At 53.0% G+C, this 22029-nt stretch carries 21 protein-coding genes and 3 tRNA genes; 9 read left to right on the top strand and 15 right to left on the bottom strand.

From position 1 onward, the window contains the following. Nucleotides 1-83: 83 nt before the first annotated feature. Nucleotides 84-1715, bottom strand: coding sequence for a long-chain-fatty-acid--CoA ligase (locus HUF19_RS14900; protein WP_260997358.1), 1632 nt, complete (start codon nucleotides 1713-1715; stop codon nucleotides 84-86). 85 nt (nucleotides 1716-1800) lie between these two features. Then, nucleotides 1801-2271, bottom strand: a complete 471-nt coding sequence (locus HUF19_RS14905; protein WP_260997359.1) for a DUF6314 family protein — start codon at nucleotides 2269-2271, stop codon at nucleotides 1801-1803. A 37-nt stretch (nucleotides 2272-2308) separates the two neighbouring features. Between HUF19_RS14905 and HUF19_RS14910 the strand changes: the two genes are divergently transcribed. Beyond that, the gene (locus tag HUF19_RS14910) at nucleotides 2309-3169 is read left to right on the top strand and encodes a carboxylate/amino acid/amine transporter (protein WP_260997360.1); all 861 of its coding nucleotides are present in this window, start codon (nucleotides 2309-2311) and stop codon (nucleotides 3167-3169) included. Between the two features lie 12 nt (nucleotides 3170-3181). Here HUF19_RS14910 and HUF19_RS14915 read toward each other — a convergent pair whose 3' ends face one another. From HUF19_RS14915 to HUF19_RS14925, 3 genes are all read right to left on the bottom strand, one after another. Then, nucleotides 3182-3835 (bottom strand): DsbA family oxidoreductase, encoded by a 654-nt coding sequence (locus HUF19_RS14915; protein ID WP_260997361.1) that lies wholly within the window; start codon nucleotides 3833-3835, stop codon nucleotides 3182-3184. Between the two features lie 115 nt (nucleotides 3836-3950). Continuing rightward, nucleotides 3951-4676, bottom strand: a complete 726-nt coding sequence (locus tag HUF19_RS14920) for a substrate-binding periplasmic protein (RefSeq protein WP_260997362.1) — start codon at nucleotides 4674-4676, stop codon at nucleotides 3951-3953. A 156-nt stretch (nucleotides 4677-4832) separates the two neighbouring features. Further along, a complete protein-coding gene (locus tag HUF19_RS14925) occupies nucleotides 4833-5687 on the bottom strand; it encodes a metal-dependent hydrolase (RefSeq protein ID WP_260997363.1) in 855 nt (284 codons plus the stop codon). Between the two features lie 233 nt (nucleotides 5688-5920). Between HUF19_RS14925 and HUF19_RS14930 the strand changes: the two genes are divergently transcribed. After that, nucleotides 5921-6382, top strand: coding sequence for a YaiI/YqxD family protein (locus HUF19_RS14930; protein WP_260997364.1), 462 nt, complete (start codon nucleotides 5921-5923; stop codon nucleotides 6380-6382). 64 nt (nucleotides 6383-6446) lie between these two features. Continuing rightward, the gene (locus tag HUF19_RS14935) at nucleotides 6447-7454 is read left to right on the top strand and encodes a 2-dehydropantoate 2-reductase (RefSeq protein ID WP_260997365.1); all 1008 of its coding nucleotides are present in this window, start codon (nucleotides 6447-6449) and stop codon (nucleotides 7452-7454) included. Nucleotides 7455-7543: 89 nt separating this feature from the next. Here HUF19_RS14935 and HUF19_RS14940 read toward each other — a convergent pair whose 3' ends face one another. Continuing rightward, nucleotides 7544-9124 carry a flavin-containing monooxygenase gene (locus HUF19_RS14940; protein WP_260997366.1) on the bottom strand — a complete coding sequence of 527 codons (1581 nt, stop codon included), beginning with the start codon at nucleotides 9122-9124 and terminating at the stop codon, nucleotides 7544-7546. Nucleotides 9125-9267: 143 nt separating this feature from the next. Between HUF19_RS14940 and HUF19_RS14945 the strand changes: the two genes are divergently transcribed. Continuing rightward, complete coding sequence (locus HUF19_RS14945; protein WP_260997367.1) at nucleotides 9268-10305, top strand: AraC family transcriptional regulator; 1038 nt, start codon at nucleotides 9268-9270, stop codon at nucleotides 10303-10305. A gap of 9 nt (nucleotides 10306-10314) precedes the next feature. Here HUF19_RS14945 and HUF19_RS14950 read toward each other — a convergent pair whose 3' ends face one another. The 3 genes from HUF19_RS14950 to HUF19_RS14960 form a co-directional block, all read right to left on the bottom strand. Then, nucleotides 10315-11076, bottom strand: coding sequence for a GGDEF domain-containing protein (locus tag HUF19_RS14950; protein WP_260997368.1), 762 nt, complete (start codon nucleotides 11074-11076; stop codon nucleotides 10315-10317). A gap of 115 nt (nucleotides 11077-11191) precedes the next feature. Next, on the bottom strand, nucleotides 11192-12865 hold the full coding sequence (locus tag HUF19_RS14955; protein WP_260997369.1) for a sensor histidine kinase: 1674 nt from the start codon (nucleotides 12863-12865) through the stop codon (nucleotides 11192-11194). Nucleotides 12866-12930: 65 nt separating this feature from the next. Continuing rightward, nucleotides 12931-13746 (bottom strand): response regulator transcription factor, encoded by an 816-nt coding sequence (locus tag HUF19_RS14960; protein WP_260997370.1) that lies wholly within the window; start codon nucleotides 13744-13746, stop codon nucleotides 12931-12933. A gap of 457 nt (nucleotides 13747-14203) precedes the next feature. Here HUF19_RS14960 and HUF19_RS14965 point away from each other — a divergent pair, with 457 nt between their 5' ends. The 3 genes from HUF19_RS14965 (at nucleotide 14204) to HUF19_RS14975 (ending at nucleotide 17454) form a co-directional block, all read left to right on the top strand. Further along, entirely contained in the window at nucleotides 14204-15760 is a 1557-nt protein-coding gene (locus HUF19_RS14965; RefSeq protein WP_260997371.1) for a G protein-coupled receptor family protein, read from the top strand. A gap of 18 nt (nucleotides 15761-15778) precedes the next feature. After that, nucleotides 15779-16444 carry a vWA domain-containing protein gene (locus tag HUF19_RS14970; protein WP_145466473.1) on the top strand — a complete coding sequence of 222 codons (666 nt, stop codon included), beginning with the start codon at nucleotides 15779-15781 and terminating at the stop codon, nucleotides 16442-16444. A gap of 227 nt (nucleotides 16445-16671) precedes the next feature. After that, on the top strand, nucleotides 16672-17454 hold the full coding sequence (locus tag HUF19_RS14975; RefSeq protein WP_260997372.1) for a methyltransferase domain-containing protein: 783 nt from the start codon (nucleotides 16672-16674) through the stop codon (nucleotides 17452-17454). 3 nt (nucleotides 17455-17457) lie between these two features. Here the strand turns inward: HUF19_RS14975 and HUF19_RS14980 are convergent, their stop codons facing one another. Continuing rightward, nucleotides 17458-18198 carry a substrate-binding periplasmic protein gene (locus tag HUF19_RS14980; protein ID WP_260997373.1) on the bottom strand — a complete coding sequence of 247 codons (741 nt, stop codon included), beginning with the start codon at nucleotides 18196-18198 and terminating at the stop codon, nucleotides 17458-17460. Between the two features lie 162 nt (nucleotides 18199-18360). Between HUF19_RS14980 and HUF19_RS14985 the strand changes: the two genes are divergently transcribed. After that, nucleotides 18361-18885 (top strand): 2-thiouracil desulfurase family protein, encoded by a 525-nt coding sequence (locus HUF19_RS14985; RefSeq protein WP_260997374.1) that lies wholly within the window; start codon nucleotides 18361-18363, stop codon nucleotides 18883-18885. 108 nt (nucleotides 18886-18993) lie between these two features. Continuing rightward, nucleotides 18994-19332 (top strand): hypothetical protein, encoded by a 339-nt coding sequence (locus HUF19_RS14990; protein ID WP_260997375.1) that lies wholly within the window; start codon nucleotides 18994-18996, stop codon nucleotides 19330-19332. A 543-nt stretch (nucleotides 19333-19875) separates the two neighbouring features. Here HUF19_RS14990 and HUF19_RS14995 read toward each other — a convergent pair. From HUF19_RS14995 to HUF19_RS15015, 5 genes are all read right to left on the bottom strand, one after another. After that, nucleotides 19876-19952 (bottom strand) — tRNA-Arg (locus tag HUF19_RS14995). Between the two features lie 49 nt (nucleotides 19953-20001). Further along, a tRNA-Arg gene (locus HUF19_RS15000) sits at nucleotides 20002-20078 on the bottom strand. Between the two features lie 78 nt (nucleotides 20079-20156). Beyond that, nucleotides 20157-20246: transfer RNA gene (locus HUF19_RS15005), tRNA-Ser, on the bottom strand. A 68-nt stretch (nucleotides 20247-20314) separates the two neighbouring features. Then, nucleotides 20315-20521 carry a carbon storage regulator CsrA gene (csrA, locus tag HUF19_RS15010; protein ID WP_225693004.1) on the bottom strand — a complete coding sequence of 69 codons (207 nt, stop codon included), beginning with the start codon at nucleotides 20519-20521 and terminating at the stop codon, nucleotides 20315-20317. A gap of 194 nt (nucleotides 20522-20715) precedes the next feature. Beyond that, on the bottom strand, nucleotides 20716-21948 hold the full coding sequence (locus HUF19_RS15015) for an aspartate kinase (protein ID WP_260997376.1): 1233 nt from the start codon (nucleotides 21946-21948) through the stop codon (nucleotides 20716-20718). Nucleotides 21949-22029: the final 81 nt, after the last annotated feature.

Consider the following 22029-nt stretch of genomic DNA (forward strand, 5'->3'; position numbering starts at 1 on the left):
CTGTTTATTTGTTAAATCCAGATAAGAAAACCCCGCATACGCGGGGTTTTTTTATTTACCTGAAATATCGATTCTCAGCAGGCTCAGGCACCGGCAAGATTCATCAGGTGATTTTCATACTCTTTGCGCAGATCCACTTTCAGTAATTTACCGGTCGCGGTATGCGGCAGGGATTCAACGAAAATAATCGCATCCGGCATCCACCATTTGGCAATTTTATCGCTGAGGTAATCCATCACATCCTGTTCAGTCAGGTTGCTGCCTTCTTTGCGGATGGCCAGCAGTAACGGACGTTCATCCCACTTAGGATGACGGGCACCAATCACACAGCATTCAACCAGTTCCGGATGACCAACGGCAGCGTTTTCCAGATCGATTGAGCTGATCCATTCGCCGCCGGATTTAATAACGTCTTTCGAGCGGTCTACGATGGTGAGGTAATTATCCGGGCTGATGGTTGCCACATCACCGGTATCGAACCAGCCATCAATAAAATTACTGCGGTCATCATTTTTATAATAACCACTGATAATCCACGGACCACGTACCAATAAACGACCAAAAGTTTCGCCATCGCGTGGCAGTTCTTCGTTCTGGTCATTAACGATCTTCATCTCCACACCATACACAGGGCGACCCTGTTTGGCCTGCAGCAGGTAGCGCTCTTCCAGTGGCAGCTGCTCCATGTGGTTATTATGTGCGTTGACGGTACCGATCGGGCTCATCTCGGTCATGCCCCAGGCGTGAATCAGGAAAGCATCGTGTTTTTCCTGGAACGCGCGGATCATTGACAGCGGCGCTGCAGAACCACCAACAACAACGTTTTTAACTGATTCGAGTTTTTTACCGATGCTGTCCATATGATTCAGCAGCATCAGCCACACGGTTGGTACACCGAGTAATAAATCCGGTTTTTCTGCTTCAATCAGCTCCCACAGCGATGCGCCATCCATGCCCGGACCCGGGAATACCTGTTTAGCACCGGTAATGGCAGCAGAATACGGAGTGCCCCAGGCATTAACGTGGAACATAGGAACAACCGGCAGGAAGCAGGATGTGGATGCCAGACCCAGCGCTTCTTCACCGATGGATGCCATGGCGTGAATAACCGTTGAACGATGGCTGTACACAACACCTTTAGGGTTACCGGTGGTACCGGAGGTGTAACACATACTCGCCGCACTGCGCTCATCAAATTCCGGCCAGGTAAATACATCCGATTCTTTCGCCAGCAGGGTTTCATAACAATGTGCATTCGGCAGTGCTGTCTGTGGCATTTTGTCTTCGTCACAGAGCACAATAAAACCTTCGACGCCGGTGATCTGATCTTTAACGCTTTCCAGCAGTGGCACAAAGGTTAAATCGACAAAAATCCAGCGGTCTTCAGCATGATTAATAATGTAAGAAAGCTGTTCGGCGAATAACCGCGGGTTAATGGTATGCAGTACAGCGCCTGAGCCAGACACACCAAAATACAGTTCAAAGTGGCGGTAACCATTCCATGCCAGCGTAGCAACTCGGTCACCTTGCTGAATACCAAGCCGGGCTAATAAATTCGCAACTTTTCGCGCCCGTTGTGCAGCATCTTTCATCGTGTAGCGATGAATATCACCTTCACAGCGACGGCTGACGATTTCGCTGCCGGGATGAGTTTGTTCAGCGTGTTCCAGTAAACCTGAAATCAGCAGCGGACGGTCCATAATCTGGCCTAACATAATCAGTCCTCAGTATTTATTTTTATCGGATATCAACATGTGACACATTAAGAGGATTAGAGTAATGACTCAAGACTCTTTCGTGTTACGAATTGTCAGGAAAATAACGATAAAACAGATGTTCATCTTTTTTCGGTCCGGTGATATGCCAGGTCAGCTCAAAACCATTAGCACTTTCGCGCAACTCTCCGGAATATAAGTCATTAATGCAGACATGATCTTGCGAACTTTTCCATAATCCATCAGCCGTTGGAATGAGTTCAAATAAAAACACCGGCTCACCACGACGGCCATGTGACAAAGCGATGCCGGTTGGTGTTTTTTTCCAGATAAAACGATTCTGCATTTCAACAATCTGGCCACTCTGCAACTGAAACTCGCCCTGTTCGATAAAATGCCGCTCATCCGCATTGCTGTCGTCTATCTGCACCCGTCCGCGCCCTTCTCCCTGCCAGCCGGTCAGTGAGCGTGGTCCGGGGCGGGATTCGTATGTAAAACCACCAATGGTCGCCAGGCGTTCCCACAGGTGCTGGATTCGCTCGGTTGTTTGCTGCATGCTGCCGCCTTTACTGCTGCTGTATGGATATTCGGGTATGCCGATTCTGTGGGCCGTTACCCTGCTTTGGGCCTTTTCTTTTTCGCTGATCGGCGTTTACCTGGCCGGCCAGGTCGACAGTTATTTTGCCGTATTAACCCGGGTTGTGCTCGCTTCTCTGATTTTCCTGCCCTGGCTGCTGAGAAACCCGGTTGCTCCGGCTCTGGCCCTGCGTTTAATGGCAATCGGTGCCATTCAGCTGGGGCTGATGTATCTGTTTTATTACCAGTCATTCCTGCTGCTGAGCGTGCCGGAAGTACTGGTTTTTACCATTTTTACGCCGGTGTACGTCACCCTGATTTATGACCTGCTGGCGCGGCGTTTCCGCGCGGCGTATCTGCTCAGTGCGGTGATTGCCATTCTTGGTGCCGCGATCATGCGCTATAACCAGCTCAGTCAGGATTTCTGGCTGGGGTTCTTTGTGGTGCAGGGCGCCAACCTCTGTTTTGCCAGTGGTCAGGTGCTGTACAAACGCCTGCTGGAAACCTGGCCATCATCACGCCCACTGGTTCAGCATCAGAGCTTTGGCTGGTTTTATCTGGGTGCTCTGCTGGTTGTACTACCCGCCTGGCTGCTGCTGGGCGGGGATAAATACCCGGCCAGCTCACTGCAGTGGGGCATTCTGTTATGGCTGGGGATTGTCGCTTCCGGGCTGGGGTATTTTTTCTGGAATCTGGGCGCGACCAGAGTCAGCAGCGGTCAGCTGGCGATTATGAACAATGCGCTGATTCCCGCAGGATTGATTGTTAATCTGCTGATCTGGAACCGTGACACCGATGTGTTACGGCTGGCAGCGGGCGCTGCGGTGATGATGCTGGCGCTGTGGCTGGTCAGCCGTTATCAGAAGGATAACGGCTGATTAACGACCAGATTATTCGTCTGCGGCAAACAGAATTTCGGTTAAGGCTTTAACGTAGCTTTCCGGTGGCTGAGCGCCGGAAATCAGGTATTTCTGATTAAGAATAACCGCCGGTACCGAACGGATACCCACCTCCTGCCACTGCTGCTGGGTGGCCCGGATGGTGTTGGCATAACGCTCTTCCGCCAGCACGGCCGCCGCTTCTGCGGCATCCAGCCCTGTTTCTGCCGCAATCGCACATAATTCTTCAGTGTTGCTGACATCACGCCCATCACGGAAGTAAGCGGTGAATAACGCCATTTTCAGGTCTGTCTGTTTGCCCTGTTCCGCCGCCCAGTGCAGCAGCTGATGAGCGGCAAAGGTGTTGAGAATGCGCTGCTCGTCGCGGAAATTAAAGGTAAACCCCAGGCTGGCGCCCATCTGCGTGATGCGCTCACGGTTAGCGCGGCTTTCTTCGTCGCTGCTGCCGTATTTTTCTGCGAGGTGTTCACGCAGATTTTGTCCTTCGGCCGGCATATCCGGGTTCAGTTCAAAGGGTTGCCAGTGAATATCAGCGACAATTTTGTCTTCCATGGCCGTCAGGGCCTGACGCAGACTGGCATAACCAATCGCGCACCACGGACACATAACATCGGAGACAATATCAATACGGAGAGTGGTTTTCATAAGTATTCCGCCACAGAAAAGCGGCCAGTATGACCGCCTCTTCTGTGCCTGACCAGTCACATCCGTGCAACAGTTTTACCTGCTGGCAGTCGGTGCTTCGGGCACTTTGCGAACATTAATCAATATCGACACCATGGCGCTTTTTTAATCCGGAAACCAGTTCCGCCTGATCTCGCAGAAAAGCGTTAAATTCTTCGATAAGCTGCGGGTGAGCCTGCGTCGCCAGACGGAAGTCTGAATTGGCATGGGGCAGAGCCCGGTCAAAGATCAGCTGTCCCGACAGGCCATTCTCCTGCAGATGCTGACGCACGACAGCAATATTGCCATACAATCCTTCCGCCCGGCCGACCAGCACACTGCTGACGGCGGCATTCAGATCGTTCACCTCCTGCAACACAATCTGCCCGCGGTTGATGGCATCCATAAATACCCGCGGGGTAAAACCGCGGATAGTCACCAGCCGGGTCAGCGTGCGGCCCGGCTCACGCGCGACAGGAACCATAACGCCATCAATAGCAACCAGGGTAACCGCACTGTAATACAGTGTTTTCTCGTTGCGACCCGGTACCTCCCAGTGCGGATTATCCGGGTATTTAAAATCGAGTTTTCCGGACAGGAAGTCGGCAAACAGCCGTTTAACCGGCAAGGGCCGATAACTGAAGGTGTAGCCGGCGCTTCTGGCAAAGGAATCCAGCAGATCCCGCGCATAGCCCTCATAGTTGCCATGACGGGTGACATAAATAGGGCTGTACTCCAGATCTTCCACGCCGATGACATACTCTCGGGCAGCAACAGACTGGAGAAAAAGCAGGCTGCACAGCATGAGAGAAACAGCTTTCATATCGCGCTCCCGGCGTAGTGAAACAAACCCGGAGCGATCTGCTCAGTCAGCCGTACAATATCAATACCGCATCAGTACGATATCAGCACACAGCCGCAACACAGTAGCTCCGTTGCCTTTGAGCTTAGCCCCGAAAGCGGATGATGGTCAGGGCATTTACACTTCCTGCGTCTTGTTTCTGCGCAGCTCGTTTTGCCATTTAACAATCAGTTCACGGTTATCGTGATCCCAGGGATGAAACCCCTCTTTGAAATAGTCACGGTATGGCTGGCGGATATTGCTCAGCATGCCCTTTTCACCATACATAAAACGACGAAAGCCTTTGATATCGCTCCAGGACGGCAGCTTTCTCGCCCACCACAGCAACGCCACCATATAAAATGCGATGCGCACATTGAACATCACAGTAACCAGCTTCAGCACCCGGCGCAGATATTTGCGGTCACCTTCCAGCTGCATATACACATCGAAAGCCACGGCTTTATGTTCAATTTCCTCAACCGCATGCCAGTACAGAAGATCTCTCACCGACTCTTCCAGTGGCTCCAGAACCTGCGGATTTTTCAGTACAAACTCAGCCATAATGGCTGTCATATGCTCCATGCCCACCGTCATCGCCAGGCGTAATTTCGGCGTTGCGAATTTACGCCGGGTGAAGCGCTGAATATCCCGTTGCAGATGCTTTTCTAGCCTGACTGCATCAATTCCAAGGTGGCGCAGTGCTTCGTTAATCTGCTTATGCTGATGGCTGTGATGACCCTCCTGACCGATAAAACCTTTGATCTGATCCTGCAGTTGCGGATCGGTTATACGGTCACGATACTGACGCACCGAGGCAATAAACTCAGCCTCTCCTGGCGGAAAAGTTGCCGACAATGCACCAAAAAATACCGACAAAAGAGAATTTCCGGAAAAGAAAAAACGCTCTTTAATATCGCCAAACGGGAAATGCATTCGCCGTGGTTTAATTTCCACATCGGCCGGTGTGTATGTGGTCACAGATGTATTCATCGGTGGGTCCTCATCTGAAATGTGAGAGTATTAATTGTTATGCTTACAAGCAGCGCTGGTGTATTAACGCGTTGTTGTTTTGTTGTGTGCGGTTAAAACTATGCCCTCACCTGCTTAACGCACAGGTGAATAAACGCCAAACTGGCCTGATCTCACACAGATTGGCACAATACTCCCGCCCTTATGGCCCAATCAGAGAACAATGATCATTCACAAACGAAAGGACACTCTTTATGCCCACCATCTGGGTTGATGCTGACGCCACACCACGCCCGGTACGTGATGTCATCTGTAAGGCTGCTGTCCGTACCGGTATGACGGCGTATTTTGTTGCCAACCATGCGGTGCCACTGCCGCCATCGCCCTTTCTTAAGGCAGTGCAGGTAGAAGCCGGTTTCGATGTTGCCGACAACCTGATTGTGCAACGCTGCAGTGCCGGCGATCTGGTGATTACCCAGGATATTCCGCTGGCCGCCGAAGTTATTGAAAAGCAGGCACTGGCTCTCAATAACCGTGGTGAAACCTATACCCCGGAAACCATCCGCCAGCGTCTGAATATGCGCGATTTTATGGAAACCCTGCGCTCCAGCGGTATACAAAGCGGTGGCCCGGCAGCGTTCTCTGAACGCGATAAAGCCCAGTTTGCCAATGCCCTCGACCGCTGGCTGGTAAAACAGAAAAAATCTGAAAACTGAGTGCTGTTCCGCATCGCTGACTTGCGGGCAACACACTGCAACGCACTGAAAAAGAGGTCCGCTTATGCACATTGTTGTTTATGGCGCCGGTTCCATCGGTTGCTACCTGGGTGCCGCACTGCATCTTGAAGGTCTGTCGGTTACCCTGCTGGGCAGACCCCGGATTCAGGAAGAAATAAAACAGGCCGGCGGCATTCATATCAGTGACTATATCGGTGGTGATCAGCTGGTCAGCGGCATCTCCTTCGAGCACAAAGAAGCGGCACTGGCTCAGGCCGATATCGTGCTGGTAACCCTGAAGTGTCTGGCGATGGAGCAGGCTGCGGCCGCGCTGGCACACTATTGCCGTCCCGGAACCCGTGTTATCTGTCTGCAGAATGGCCTCGGCAGCGACCGCGTGGTGCGCGAGGAATGTCCGCAACTGCTGGTGTCTCAGGGGATTGTGGGCTTCAACGTTCTGCATCAGGACAACGGCCACTTTCACCGCGGTACCGACGGTGCAGTTCATCTGAGCGACGACGATGCCTTTATGCCGATCCGCGATGCCTTTCTCGAACAGCAGATTCCCTGCCTGCTGGAACGCGATTTCCAGTCGGTTGCCTGGGGCAAACTGCAGCTTAATTTAAACAATGCCATTAATGCGCTGGCCGATATTCCGCTGAAACAGGAACTGGAACAGCGTGGTTACCGCCGCGTGCTGAGTTGCGCCATGAAAGAACTGGCAACCGTCGCCGCCAAAAAAGGCATCAGTCTGGCACGTATGACCGCACTGCCACCGGCATTGTTACCCGGCCTGATTAACAGCCCGGATTTTCTCTTTCACCGGCTGGCAAAAAAGATGCTGGAAATTGACCCGCAGGCGCGCTCATCGATGTGGGAAGACCTGCAGCAGAAACGCCTGACCGAAATTCATTTTCTTAATGGTGCCGTTGCCGCCGAAGGTGAAAAACTGGGTGTGCCTACCCCGGTAAACCGCACCCTGTGTCGTCTGATTCACGAAGTGGAAAGCGGTAAACGCCAGCAGGGACTGAGTCCCCGCGAACTGGAGCTGGAGATTCGCAGGGGCGGGTAAGGCGCGGGTAAGTAAAAGAGCGGATAGGTAAAGGAATAGATAAATAAAGGACAGATAAATTAAGGCCTGCATTGCAGGCCTTTATTGTGTCAGACCGGTGCGGGTTCTGGCTTTTTGTCTTTGCGGACGCTCTTATCCGCTTTATCTGCTACTTCGGTTTGCTGATCCGCAATACTGATCCAGTCAAAATGCGGCGCAAACACCTTTTTCGTACGGGCGCGGTATTCCAGCGTGGAGGATGGCCAGATAGTAAAGTTCTTACCGTTATCCTGCTGATACCAGCTCTTACAGCCGGAGGTCCAGACCGTATTCTTCATCCGCCCCTGAATTTCAGCGTTGTATTTATTCTGTTCTTCGATTTTAACGTTAAAGTAATCAGCGCCTTTTTCCTGAACCTTTTTAATACACTGGATAATGTAATTCACCTGTGACTCAATCATAAAAATAATCGAATTGTGGCCCAGTGCGGTATTCGGCCCAACCAGCTGAAACAGGTTCGGAAATCCGGATACCACAGTCCCCAGATAGCCTTCGGCGCCATCGGCCCAGTCTTTCATAATGCTGTGCCCCGGCAGTCCATCCAGCGTAAAGTCTTTCATAAAACCACGCGGATCGACGATAAAACCGGTGCCGAGAATAATGGTATCGCAGGGGCGTTCAACGCCATTGCGGTCGACAATGCTGTGCTCACGGATTTCCTGAATACCGTCGGTAATCAGATCGACATTACTGCGGTTAAAGGTCGGGTAATATTTATTGGAAATCAGAATGCGCTTGCAACCAATAGTGTAATCCGGCGTCAACTTTTTACGTACCACCGGGTCTTTGACTTTCATGCGGATAAACAGCTTTGCCAGACTCTGCAAGGCAACGGCGAGGCGCGGATGAAAAATCGGCCAGACCCGCATTTCATTGGTGGTATATAACCGTGCACGGTGCAGTTTGCGCAGTGCCGGGAAAGTGCGGAACAGCGTTTTACGGATTTCACCATAGCGGCGCTCATCGCGCGGAATAACCCAGGCCGGAGAACGCTGGTAAACATCCAGTTGCTGCACTTGCGGCGCAATTTCCGGCAGATACTGCACCGCGCTGCCGCCGGTACCAACAGATGCCACGCGCTTGCCATTCAGATCATAGCCATGATCCCAGCGCGCAGAATGCATCACCTTACCTTTAAAACTGTCCAGACCGGGAATATCCGGAATCGCCGGATGATGCAGCGGGCCCGAGGCCAGCACAAAATAACGCGCGCGGATTTCTGCCCCGCCTTTGGTGCCAATCGTCCAGTATCCGGTCTTACTGTCAAACTGGCTGCGGTTAACTTCCTGGCCGAAACGGATAAAGGGACGCATCTGATAATCGTCGGTGGTTTTTAAAATATAATCCTGAATCTCGTGCCATGGGGCATAACGTTTACTCCACTCCGGATTACCGGCAAAAGAGTACGAATACAGATGCGACTGCACATCACAGGCACAACCCGGATAGGTATTGTCGCGCCAGGTGCCACCAACCTCATCGGCTTTTTCCAGAATAATAAAATCCCTGATGCCCGCTTCTTTCAGCTGAATGCCCATACACAAACCACCAAAACCAGCCCCGACAATGACGACGTCGGTGGTTGCCGGTAAAGCCTGCTGAGAATCCGGAGTATGTTTTTGCTGCGTCATGATATTCACCTTTATTGTTATTCGCTCAGGCCGCCGGGCAGGGTTTATTCCGCAAAGCTGCTCCGGCCATGATCTGAATCTACGTTTCCGGCGGTTGCTCTGGCTATGCTGGAAAAAACAATAAATTGATAAAAACGGCCATTATGACTCTGCGCTCAATTCTCGCCCTGACCTTTACCGTCGAACAGCTGCGCCAGCATTACCAGCTGGATACCGAAGCCATCCTTGCCCGTCATGGCTTACAGCAGGCGCATCTGGATGCCAATGCCACCATCAGTCAGGCCGATGAGCTGGCGATTCTGGCCGAATTTGCCGACCAGATTCAGCACGATCCGCTGGCGGCCATCACCATCGGCTCTACCTTTGGCCTGTCGAGTTATGGCGCCTTTGCCATGATGCTGATGAGCTGCAGTTCGGTGTATGAGGCTTTTGCGCTGGGGATTAAATATCAGCAACTGAGTTATCTGTTCAGCGAGCTGGATTATCAGCTCGATGGCGATACCGTCCTGTTAAAACTGAAGCCCTATCCTCTGCCCGATCATCTGCAGCGTTTTATTGTTGACCGTGATGTGGCCGGCACCTGGCACTTTCTCAATACCATGCAGACCATGCTGGGCCGTCATCTGAAACCGCTGGCCATTCACATGCCTTATATGCAGCCGGCAGAAGCCGCAGCCTACCGCGAAAAATTCCAGTGCCCGGTAGAATTTGGCTGTAATGAAGCAGCCTTTGTGCTGCCGCTGGAGGTGTTGCGCCTGCCCTTTCCCGGCGCCAATGCCACGGCGCTGGATCTCTATCGTGGTCAGTGCGAAGAAATAATAAAGCAACGCAGTCAGGTGCGGACGGAAGCATTAAGCGAACGCTTAAAACAGTATCTGACGATGTTCAGCCAGCGCTTTCCGGCCATTAAAGACTGTGCCGCGACCTTTGGTTTAAGTGAGCGCCAGTTCCGCCGTTTATTAAGCGACGAAGGGCAGAGTTTTCAGCAGGTTCTGGATAATGTGCGGGCAGAAAAAGCCTGTCATTTACTCAGGCATTCATCACAGAGTGTGGAAAAAATAGCGTTATTACTGGGGTATTCTGAGGCTGCAGGATTTATTCATGCCTTTAAAAAATGGCAGAACATTACTCCGGCACAGTACCGCAAACAAACGGCAGAAAAGACAGAACCCGGTGCCTGAATTGCGCGGCTATTCCTCAGGCCAGGCGTTGTCGTCGGCGGCCATAAATTCTTCGCCATCACCGATAAAGTCGTCAGCATCATCCTGACTGTCGGCGCCACCGAATAAATCGTGCAGCAGACTTTTTTCATCACCACTGACGGCGGTTTCGGCCATATCCGGATGTTCAAAGCAGACCTGATTACGTCCCTGACGTTTAGCCTGATACAGATAATGATCAGCCATGCCAATCAGGCTGCTGGCGCTGTGCGGCTGCTGGGCACTGTGTAATGCCAGCCCGATGCTGGCAGTAATCTGCAACTCACCACCATCAATGCGCACCAGTGTGGAAGCAATATTCTCCCGTAATCGTTCAGCCACCTGTACCGCCAGCATCAGCTCAGTAGAAGGCAGAATAATGACGAATTCTTCACCACCATAGCGGCATTGCACATCCAGTTTGCGGGTACTTTCACGAATCAGTCGCGCGGTTTGCTTCAGTACTTCGTCGCCGGCCGGGTGACCCCAGGTATCGTTAATGGATTTAAAGTGATCGAGATCGACCATCATCAGTGCTGTCGACATCAGGGTGCGCTGGGTTCGTTCCAGCTCCTGCTCCAGCGCTTCACGGAAATGACGCAGATTATAAAGCCCCGTCAGCGGGTCGGTTGCTACCTGTTCGCGCAGCAACTGCACTTCATCAATAAAAGGGCAGCTCAGCTCCCCGACCGGACATGCGGGGATCGTCTGATTACTGCTGTGCGATTGTCCGGATGACGTTGCGTCGCTCATCTGTCCACTTATGTTTGTTGTTGTGACACGCTAAAAGCGCACGGCCCCGGGCCGGTTAACGCTCAAAGTTTAGCCGAAGATCAGCCGTTTGCCGGATGTTGGAATGACAAATTTGTCAGAAATCGTCCGGGGCGCGTAAGCCGGCGCCAAGTTCATCCACATCCGGTTCCAGCCCCGCAGCCCCCACTCCGTCGAGCCTGCCGTTCAGGGTTGGTAAGCGCACACTGAACTGCACGCCACGGATATCCAGCGGCATAAAACTGAGCAGGTCGGCTTTGCGCCCACTCAGGCTGATCAGCCATTGCGGCTGCGCCGGATTGTGTGGATCAAACCACTGGTTTATACCTTCCGCCAGCGTCAGGCGCGCAACCTGCGGGTTGCTGCGGCTGCTGACCTCAATGCTGTGCAGCCGTTTTTCTGCACGCAATTCCCACTGCTTTGCAGCCCCGGCATTACTGTCTGCCAGGCACACCTGTGGCTCACCGGCAGCGTTCAGCGTCACCTCCAGATTCAGGTTCTGTACTTCGCCACCGGCCAGTTCAATGCGCAGGTGGTACAGCTCGCTGTGGTTATGAATATTGTCGAAACCGATATCACCATCAAAACCCTGCACAATCTGCTGAGCAAAATACAGCCCCAGACCTTTACCGTTATGTTCTCGCGCACGGCGGGTGGAAAAGCCCAGCTGAAAAATCTGCTCACGGGATTCATCACTGATATGCGGGCCCCGGTTATAGATGCTCACACATAAGCATTGCTGTGCTTCCCACAGGCGGATAGCAATCGGCGCAAAGCGGCTTTTGTACTGACGTTTGGTGGCAAAGAACTGGGCATTGCGCAGCAGATTTTCCAGTAATAAAACAATGTGATTGGCGTTACCCAGCAGTTCATCACAGGGCTGCAGCTCAATGCGGTAGAGGCCTTCGCTGTCGGTCAGTAATAACGGTTTGTCCTGTTGTGCAGACAACTGAGCCAGAGCGTCGGCGTCGTATAAAAATGCCGGCTCCGGATTACCCTGCTCATCGCACAGGGTGACGCCCAGATGCAGCGTCAGGGTATCCAACAGTGCCCGCTGCGGATCGAAAGTGGGCACCAGCGGCAGCTCGCTTAAGGCACTGCCCTGTAATTCAGCCTGAAATAATAATTCTTCGCAGCGGCTGACATTGGCACCGATATGCAGCGCCATATTGTCGGTGGTGGATAAATCGAGCAAATCCCATAAATAGCGCATCCCCACCAGCGCCTGCTGATACAGCAGCGCATTATTACCCTGCTCATCCGGCAGGCTGTGGCTGGCGGCATAGGTGAGCGCCGACTGCACTTTATCGAACGAAATTACACCGTTATGGCGCACCTCGGCTGCAATGCTTTTAAAGTGCAGGTATTTTTCGTCGTACTCCATATATTCCAGCAGTTTATCGCTGATAAAGAGTTTCAGTTTGTCGGTATGACTGGCCGAGGTCTGCGCCCGCTGCTGCAGCTGACGTTTGCTGTTCCACAATTGTTGCAGGCTGGCTTTGACCTTGCGCTGCTGACGGCTGAAATGGCGAAAATCCAGCCAGGCAAGAATTAAAAAGGCAGCAAAGGCAGCACTGAAATACTGCGTACTGAAAATAAACGCCGGTATTTTCAGCATATCGGCCAGCGCAGGCGACAACAGCAACAGGGCATAAAACAGCAATGATTTCGCTGCCAGTAAGGTGCGCCACGGATAACGGATACGGAAGATGAATTTATCGCCGTGGTCTTCCGTCTGCAGAGTCTCTTCCGCGCTGTTGCTGTCTTTCATTGCTGCTCCGTTTAACTGTTTTACGCAGATATCAGTCTTTAGCGGCTGGCCTGAGCCTGTTTATCTCAGGCCGGCGCTTTCCATAAATACGCGCCTTCGGCACCAAAAGTGGCAATACCCTGCCCGGCTTTGCATAAATTCATAAAGGCTTCTTCATCGCCATGGGCCAGCGCCAGCGATTTGCGCAGGGTTTTAATATGCTGGCGATAATTGGCGTAGGAAAACTTTTCCAGATCGGCATCCAGCCATTCCGCCATTTGCAGCGTGGTAACAGGGCGTGGTGACGCTTCCACCAGAAAGCGCAGAATCTTGCGCGGTGTCGGCGCCAGAGGCCGGGCCTGATTGGCCGGATTCATTAATTTCTGGCCCTTCCACCACACTTCCCAGCTGACCAGATCAATACGTAATTCGCCGCTGACCAGCTGAGATTTTTTATTCGCCGCCGGAGTCAGACTCTGGCGTAACAGAGCTTTCATGCGCCACAGCAAAACCCCTTCGATATTGCGCTGATGCTTGGCAATAAAATCCTGGGTAACGCCCTGCTCAAAGGCTTTCTGTTCAATACCGGTGCCGGAGTGCTCGGATAAAAACACAATCGGCAGCGCCGGCCACTTTTTCAGCAGCGCACGCGACACACTGAAACCGCCATCGTCGTTACCGTTCAGGCTGGCGTCGAGAATCGCGATATGCGGCGCATCGGCGTCATCGGTCTGGCTGATACGCGCCAGCGCGGCTTCCGAGAACTTAAACACCTCAAGCTTATTGTGCTCAGCTTCCGGCAGATCGGCTTCGGCACCAGGGGCAAAGTCGGTGCGCTCCAGCAAGGCCCGGAACTTGTCGATCCAGTGGCTCTGATCTTCGACCCAGAAAATTTTGATCATCTCTTCCTCTCCTGCAGGGCCTGTTAACAGGCCGGTCCTGAGCATACCACCAGCCGCCGCCGGTGCAGACGCCCGGACACAACCAGCGCGACAGAAATCACATTCTTCTCACCGATTTTTCACCGGCATCACGCAATCTGTATTCATCGGCTCTCCGCAGCCACCTTTCCAGGGCCTGTTCACACTAAGTGAACCGGGCCTGCTGAGAGCCAGTTTTTCTCAGGACAAGGAGAGAGGAGTGATATTAGCGGGCTAAATGAATGACGAACGACGATGTTAATGGGGAAAACGGGCCTCAGCCCGGAGGGTTATGGCTAAAAATTCCTCATCCTACGTTGCTGCTCATTCGCTTAACCCGTTAGGCAACACTCTCAGCGCCTTGTCTGAGAAATTTTTAGCTAATAACAGGCCTGCTTAATTAGTGTGAACAGGCCCTAAGCAACACGAGGACAGAATCATGAATGACTTACTCACTCTCTGGTCCGCCAACAGCGCTGTATCCGCCGCTATCTGGCTGGTGCTGGCGATGACCCTGCTGTATTTCGGCCGCAACCCGGCCCACCGTATCCTGCTCAGCAGTGGTCAGGGTCTGCGTCATATGCTGCGCATGGCCAGCCGCGCCCTGAGCCAGCTGGAACGCCAGCTGGGTAAGCGTAACCGCGAAGTCTTACTGGCCGCCGCACGCAACGATGCCGAACGCCGTATCGAACGCGAATTTACCCGTATCCAGACTCTGGTGGCGCGCGATTTATCCGGCTATCCGGCGCTGCACCGCCAGATCAGCACCGCCATCGACAATGTCGAGAACAGCTACCGCGAAGCCGGCGACAGCGCGCCGCTGCCACCGGCCTGGGGTGAGGTGGTGAATACCATTGCCGCGCTGCCCAGCCATGGTGATCCTGCGGTTGCCAAGATTCTCAGCAATATTAAAGACGCGGTGCACGACACCCATAAAGAAACCCTGAAAACCTGGCAGGCCAGCGCCGATCAGCGCCACAAACTGCTGGCGAAAATGCAGCCGGAATGGCGCACGCTGAACGGCAAAATGGACGAAGTGGCACGCACTATCGATAACCTCGATAACCGTACCCACCAGCTCGACAAGCAGATGCAGCACTATGAAGAAGTACGCCGTGGTGAAGATGCGGCGGTACGCAGCCTGACCTCCAGCTCGCTGACTCAGTTCTTTATTGCCGGCCTGGTGCTGACCATTGCCCTGCTCGGTGGCCTGATCAACTTCCAGCTGATCGCCATGCCGATGTCGGAAATGGTGGGCGGAACCAGCTATATCGGTGGCGTAAAAACCTCAGATATTGCCGCGCTGGTGATCATTCTGATTGAGATTGCGATGGGCCTGTTTTTGCTGGAATCACTGCGCATTACCCGTCTGTTTCCGATCATCAGCAGCATGGATGATCAGATGCGCCGCCGCATGATGATTATCAGCCTCAGCATCCTGTGCATTCTGGCCGGTATCGAAGCCTCACTGGCCTATATGCGTGACCTGCTGGCACTGGATAAAGAAGCCCTGCAGCAATCACTGAGCATGGCGGCAAATGCCTCCGGCGTAGCCGCCAGCAATGCAGAATTCCGCTGGATTCCATCCATCGGGCAAATGGTGATGGGCTTTATCCTGCCGTTTGCGCTGGCCTTTATCGCCATCCCGCTGGAGTCCTTTATTCACTCGCTGCGCACCGTGCTGGGTCTGGCACTGGTCGCCATGATCCGTCTGGTCGCCATTGCCGCCCGTCTGCTAGGCAACCTGGCCGGTCACAGCGCCACCCTGCTGACCCACGCCTACGACCTGCTGATCATGCTGCCGTTAAGCATCGAGCGTCTGTTCAGCCGTAAGCGCGAAGCGGCAACTGCGGTGCAGTTTGATGACAGCCAGACCACCGATGAGCTGGCCGATGCCATCCCGGATGTAGCCGCCGAAGAAAAACGCAGCCGTAAAAGCCGCAGCAAAAACAACAGCAGCAACAACAGTGGCGACGCGGCTGTAGCCGTCGCCTGAATCAGAGGAGTGACGATTATGAATAGCTTCAAACGCCTGGTTGCCACCGCCGCCCTGCCCCTGAGCTTACTGCTCAGCGGCTGCGGCGAGCAGGCACCACAGAATAAAGCGGTCTATCTGCTGATCGACACCTCGGGCACCTACACCCAGGAGCTGAACAAAGCACAGGCCATTCTCAACTACCTGCTGGCCAACCTCGACAGTGGCGACTCCATTGCCGTGGCCCGTATCGACAGTGGCAGTTTCAGCGAGAAAGACATCATCGCCAAAACCACCTTCGATATGCGCCCCAGCACCGCCAACGATCAGAAGCGTCAGTTCAAGCTGGCCATGGATGAGTTCGCCGCCAACCTGAAAAAAGGCAGCGCCAATACCGACATCACCGGCGGTGTGCTGCAGGCCACGCAATATCTGAACGAAACCGGTGCCGGTAATAAATACGTCTTTATTTTTTCCGATTTAGAAGAGGATTTACCCCATGATCACATTAGAAACTTTCCAATTAGTCTGGATAACATTCACGTGGTTGCTCTCAATGTCACTAAGCTACGCAGCGATAACATTGACCCGCGGGACTACCTCAACCGACTAGCAAACTGGCAGCACAGAGTCATAGAAGGCGGCGGTGACTGGCGCGTGATTAACGATCTGGAACGTATGGATAAGCTGATCGTCGCTAACTGACCCAATTACCGAGTCATAGAAGGTGGCGGTGACTGGCGCGTGATTAACGATCTGGAACGTATGGATAAGCTGATCGTTGCCAATTAATAATCATGCTTAAGAACCTCATCTTCTCTCAATAAGTTCTCCCCTTGCCGGCCTCAGCGCCGGCTTTTTTATGCAGCTTATCTCTGCCTGCGGCGCCGCGGCTGTTATGATCGGCACACTGCCACGCAACGAAAAACGCCATGAGCACCAAAGACACCGATACCCGCCCCGACCGTAATTTCGACGATCTGGCCGCACGCTTTGCCCGCACCATTTATGCAACCCCCAGAGGCCAGCTGCGGCTGATGGCGCTGCGTGCCGATTTTGCTGATCTGAACATCGCTCTGTCTGACGCCAGCGTGCTGGATATCGGCGGCGGCCAGGGGCAGTTCAGTCTGGAGCTGGCACAACAGGGAGCACAGGTCAGTCTGTGTGATATTTCCGCCGAAATGCTGCAACTGGCGCGCGATCAGTTTGCCGCTCAGCAACTGCCGTTAACGGTAAAACACTGTGCGCTGCAGGACGTGGCCGCAGAATTTCCGCAATCCTTCGATATTGTGCTTAATCATGCGGTACTGGAGTGGCTGGAAGATCCCTTTGCTGCACTGCCATTACTCGCCGACCGGGTAAAACCCGGTGGCTGGCTGTCGCTGATGTTTTATAACCTGCACGGCCATCAATTCCGCCAGTTAATGAATGGCCGTACCCATGCGCCGCAATCGGCCAACCCGCGTTTACGCGACGAAGGCAATGCGCCGCAGCATCCACTCGACCCGTATGCCATCGAACAGGCGCTGAATACCCTCGGTTTTCATGTTGAGCGCTGGCGCGGCATTCGTTGTGTGCACGATCATATGCATCAGAAAATCCGTGACCGTATTGGTCAGGATGCGGTGAATAAAGCCGATCTCGAATTCGGAACGCTGGAGCCCTACCGGCAGTTTGGGCGCTATGTGCATTTTCTGGCGCGTAAAGAACGCTGAAAATCAGCGCACCGCTTCCTGCAATAAGCGAATCAGTTGCGGCCCCTGCGGGTGTTCGCGGTTGACATAAACCACGTGCGGAAAGGTGGAGATAATGGTGTCCGAAAATTGCAGCCGGTTAACGTCCAGCTTATGTAACCTGGCGTAGTACCAGCCGGTATCCTCAACACTGAGCACATAATCCACCCGCCCTTCGGCCAGCATCAGAATGCCCTGATCAAGGTTGTTAACAAAGACCGGCTGCATACCGGCATCAATAAAGGGCGTTATAAAGGCACCAGCGGAACCGGAACGGATAGTCGCCAGGGTTTTACCCTTTAACTCGTCGAGACTGCTCCAGCGAAATGGTGTCTGCTGTCTCTGACGAAAAAGCCCCATGCGGATAGCCGCCGGCGCCAGAGTAATCACCTGCGCATGCTCACTGTCTGCTCTGGCCGGAAAAAAACTCGCCAGCCAGCCGCTGGACTTATTCACCGCCAGCGGTGCCCTTGCCGGTGGCAGATATTCCGCACCGGCATACCAGTTGTAAGGTTTAAGCAGCTGATTGAGCAGGCGGAACGACAGACCATCGCCATCGGTACCGACGCTGGTAAAGGGAGGATATTCGATGGCCAGAACCCGAATATGAACAGGCTGTGGTGCACGCTCAGCCGAATGGTTGCTGCCCATAATCAGCACTGCAATGCCTGACAACAGCGCCAGAAACAGCAGTATCCGCAACAGCCCAACCAGAGACAGGCCCATAACACTCTCCGAAAATCCGGCTTCCAGCAGTGATATCTCCCTGAACGGCACCCACTGACTGACCATAAAAAACAAAGCGCAGCGCGAAAGGCTCCGCTGTACATTGCACTTACAGTTTAGCCTGCGTCTAATACGGAGTTACAGCAATAAAAGCGATGTCCGATGAAACTACTGATCAGCGCCTGCCTGCTGGGACAACCGGTACGCTACGATGGCCGCGCCAACGATGACAAAACCGACAACTTCCGCCACCAGTTACAGCGCTGGCAAGAGGCGGGGATTCTGATTCCTGTTTGTCCTGAAGTCGCCGGAGGTTTGCCGACGCCTCGTCCGGCTGCAGAAATTGATCAGGGAGATGGTGAGGCGGTTTTGCAGGGCAAGGCACGCATCATTTCACGTGACAGAGAAGATTTTACCCGCGAGTTTATCGATGGTGCTCAACAGGCACTCGCCAGCGCCCGCCGTCACGGCGCGGTTGCAGCCCTGCTGGCGGCACGCTCTCCATCCTGTGGCAGTGATGGTATTTATAATGGTGAGTTTAATGCCACGCTGCGCAATGGAATGGGCGTAACCGCAGCCCTGCTGAGCGGGCACGGCATTCCCTGCTTCAGCCCGGAGATGTTTCCTGAGCTGCTGCAATGGCTCAGGCAGCAACATCCGATATTCGCCCGGCAATTTATTGATTAATCATAAGGCCATCTCACTATGCCCCGCTTAATTGTTTTGCGCTTACATCTCCGGCCAGTGCTTGTTTGCCTTCTGTTGTTATCTGCGGCGTCTCCTGCCCAGGCTTTTTTGACTACACAGATTTATCAGGCAGGCAAAGACAGTCAGGGATTACGCATTGGCTGGCATAACGAAAATCCGGATTTTTTCTGGCGCTCTTATATCGGTGTGCAACAGGATGCCCGCTACGCCGGTGATTATTATCCGGCCGCGGGAGCTGACTGGGTAATTCCCGTGCCTGGCACACTGTCGACCTTATTTATTGGCCCACGGCTGCAGTTTGATGCAGACAAAACTGCAGGTATTCATGCCGGACTGACATTATTTAAAGTGTTCGAACTGGGCTGGCAGGGTGATGTGGAAAACCGGAAAACGCAGATGTATGCGGGATTAAACTGGAGTTTTTAAGCATCACCGCTCAAGCAGCAATTCCGGGATGCGTGACGTTAATTAATTGCGGGTATTTTGGACGTTGGACGAAGCTTTAAGAAATGGCGCTGGAGGATGTGCTAACGATCGCAAGCGACCTGTTCAGCCACTTGTCGAACCTGGGGAGGCTGTTCGTATCATCCTGATACTCACCCTGCGGGCTGCGCATTAATTCGTTCCCGACGAATTAATCTCACCTTCGTTGCTTAACGGCGGCTTCGATAATTTACTGCGTGTGATTTATTTCGGATGCTTCGGACGAAGCTTTAAGAAATGGCGCTGGAGGATGTGCTAACGATCGCAAGCGACCTGGCCTTCGGCCTACGCACTCTTCGTTCGCAGGCTCACTGCGATTGTCTCTCGGGCATCCTGCCCTCACCCCTGCGGGCGCTTGCAGCGGACCAAATGGCTCCCGGCCATTTGTCGAACCTATGGAGGTTCTTATCCGACCGAGCTAATAACAGCTTCGATGACGTTTCAGATATTCTGGATTTTTTTGACTTCGGATGAAGTTTTAAGAAATGGCGCGCTCGGGAGGATTCGAACCTCCGACCGCCTGGTTCGTAGCCAGGTACTCTATCCAGCTGAGCTACGAGCGCGCATCAGGTATAACAATTCACGAAGGGGCATTCTGTCTTGGGGAAAGAATGGCGCGCTCGGGAGGATTCGAACCTCCGACCGCCTGGTTCGTAGCCAGGTACTCTATCCAGCTGAGCTACGAGCGCGCATCGTGGGGCGCGTATTATAGGGAGTCAGTGCTAACTGTCAACGCTTTTAATACACATCTGCGGGAGCAGAAAACGTGGCGGAGAGAGAGGGATTCGAACCCTCGATAGGGGTAAACCTATACACCCTTAGCAGGGGTGCGCCTTCAGCCACTCGGCCATCTCTCCAGTTCACGGCGCGCATGATACCACGTTCCTGCAAAAATCAAAGGAAAAATTTTAACAAAATTAAGGTGTTAGTAATTCCCGTGACTTTCGTCGTGACCTTCGTCACCATCTTTCTCGCGCTGGATGCGCTGGTAAATCTCTTCACGGTGTACGGCAACTTCTTTTGGTGCGTTAACACCAATGCGTACCTGGTTTCCTTTAACGCCTAAGACAGTCACGGTGACTTCGTCACCAACCATCAAAGTTTCGCCTACGCGACGGGTTAAAATAAGCATAGGAGTTCTCCTGACATTCCTGTTCGGTTCTAGGGTGCTTTGGCGGTTAAGCCGATATTCTCACGTCCCAATGCTCAGTATTGACCACTATGGTCAGAAATGAAGCGAAGGCGAGGCGTTATTGAGAATATTTAGTTATTAGGGGGCTCTCAGTCATTGAGCGCCCCCTAATGAGGGTCGGAAAGGACGGAGGGTTATTCTGCCTGCTCTTCTGCATCCAGGCCGAAGGCTGTGTGCAGCGCGCGGACCGCCAGTTCCAGATACTTTTCTGCAATCACAACAGAAATCTTAATTTCGGAGGTGGTGATTGCCAGAATATTAATATTCTCGTCAGCAAGAACTTTGAACATTTTGCTGGCAACGCCGGCATGAGAACGCATGCCCACACCCACCATAGACACTTTACAGATGTCGTCAGTTCCGGTCGCTTCACGGGCATTCAGTTCTGTAGCCAGGCTGTTAAGAATTTTCAGCGCTTTCTGATAGTCGCTGCGGTTTACGGTGAAGGTGAAGTCAGTCGTACCGTCTTCAGACACGTTCTGAACAATCATGTCCACTTCGATATTCGCGTCGCTGATTGGCACCAGAATACGGGATGCCACACCCGGAACATCGGGTACACCTTTCAGGGTAAGTTTTGCTTCGTCGCGATTGAATGCAATGCCTGAAATAACTGGATTTTCCACGGAGCTCATCTCCTCCATCGTGATCAAGGTGCCGTTACCTTCCTTAAATGAGGAAAGTACACGCAGGGGAACTTTGTACTTACCGGCAAATTCAACCGAACGAATCTGCAGAACCTTTGAACCCAGGCTGGCCATTTCCAGCATTTCTTCAAAAGTTACTTTATCCATACGGCGTGCGGCCGGAACAACGCGCGGATCGGTGGTATATACACCATCGACGTCGGTATAAATCTGACATTCGTCTGCACCCAGTGCCGCAGCCAGTGCAACACCTGTGGTATCAGAACCACCACGACCCAGCGTAGTGATGTTGTTATCGTCATCAATCCCCTGAAAGCCAGCCACAATCACCACGCCGCCGCCATCCAGCTGCTTACGCATGGCGCTGGTGTCGATATCTTCAATACGGGCTTTCATGTAAGAGCTGTCGGTTTTGATACCAACCTGCCAACCGGTGAAAGAACGGGCATCCACACCGCGCTTCTGCAGCGCCATTGCCAGCAGGGCAATCGTCACCTGCTCGCCGGTAGATACCAGCACATCCATTTCGCGTGGAGTCGGATTTTCGGAAATGCCTTTCGCAAGACCAATCAGGCGATTGGTTTCACCGCTCATCGCGGAGACGGCAACAACTATTTGATGGCCGGCGTCGTGGAAAGACTTAACTTTATCGGCAACGGCCTCGATGCGTTCAATAGAACCTACGGATGTACCGCCGTATTTCTGTACGTATAGCGCCATGATGTGTCTTTACTGGGATTGACTGGTTGAAGGGGCGCTCATTAAACAACAAATGTCCACAACAAGAAAGATGGCCTATTG

Source organism: Thalassolituus hydrocarboniclasticus, assembly GCF_025345565.1.
In the GTDB taxonomy this organism is placed as follows: domain Bacteria; phylum Pseudomonadota; class Gammaproteobacteria; order Pseudomonadales; family Oceanobacteraceae; genus Venatoribacter; species Venatoribacter hydrocarboniclasticus.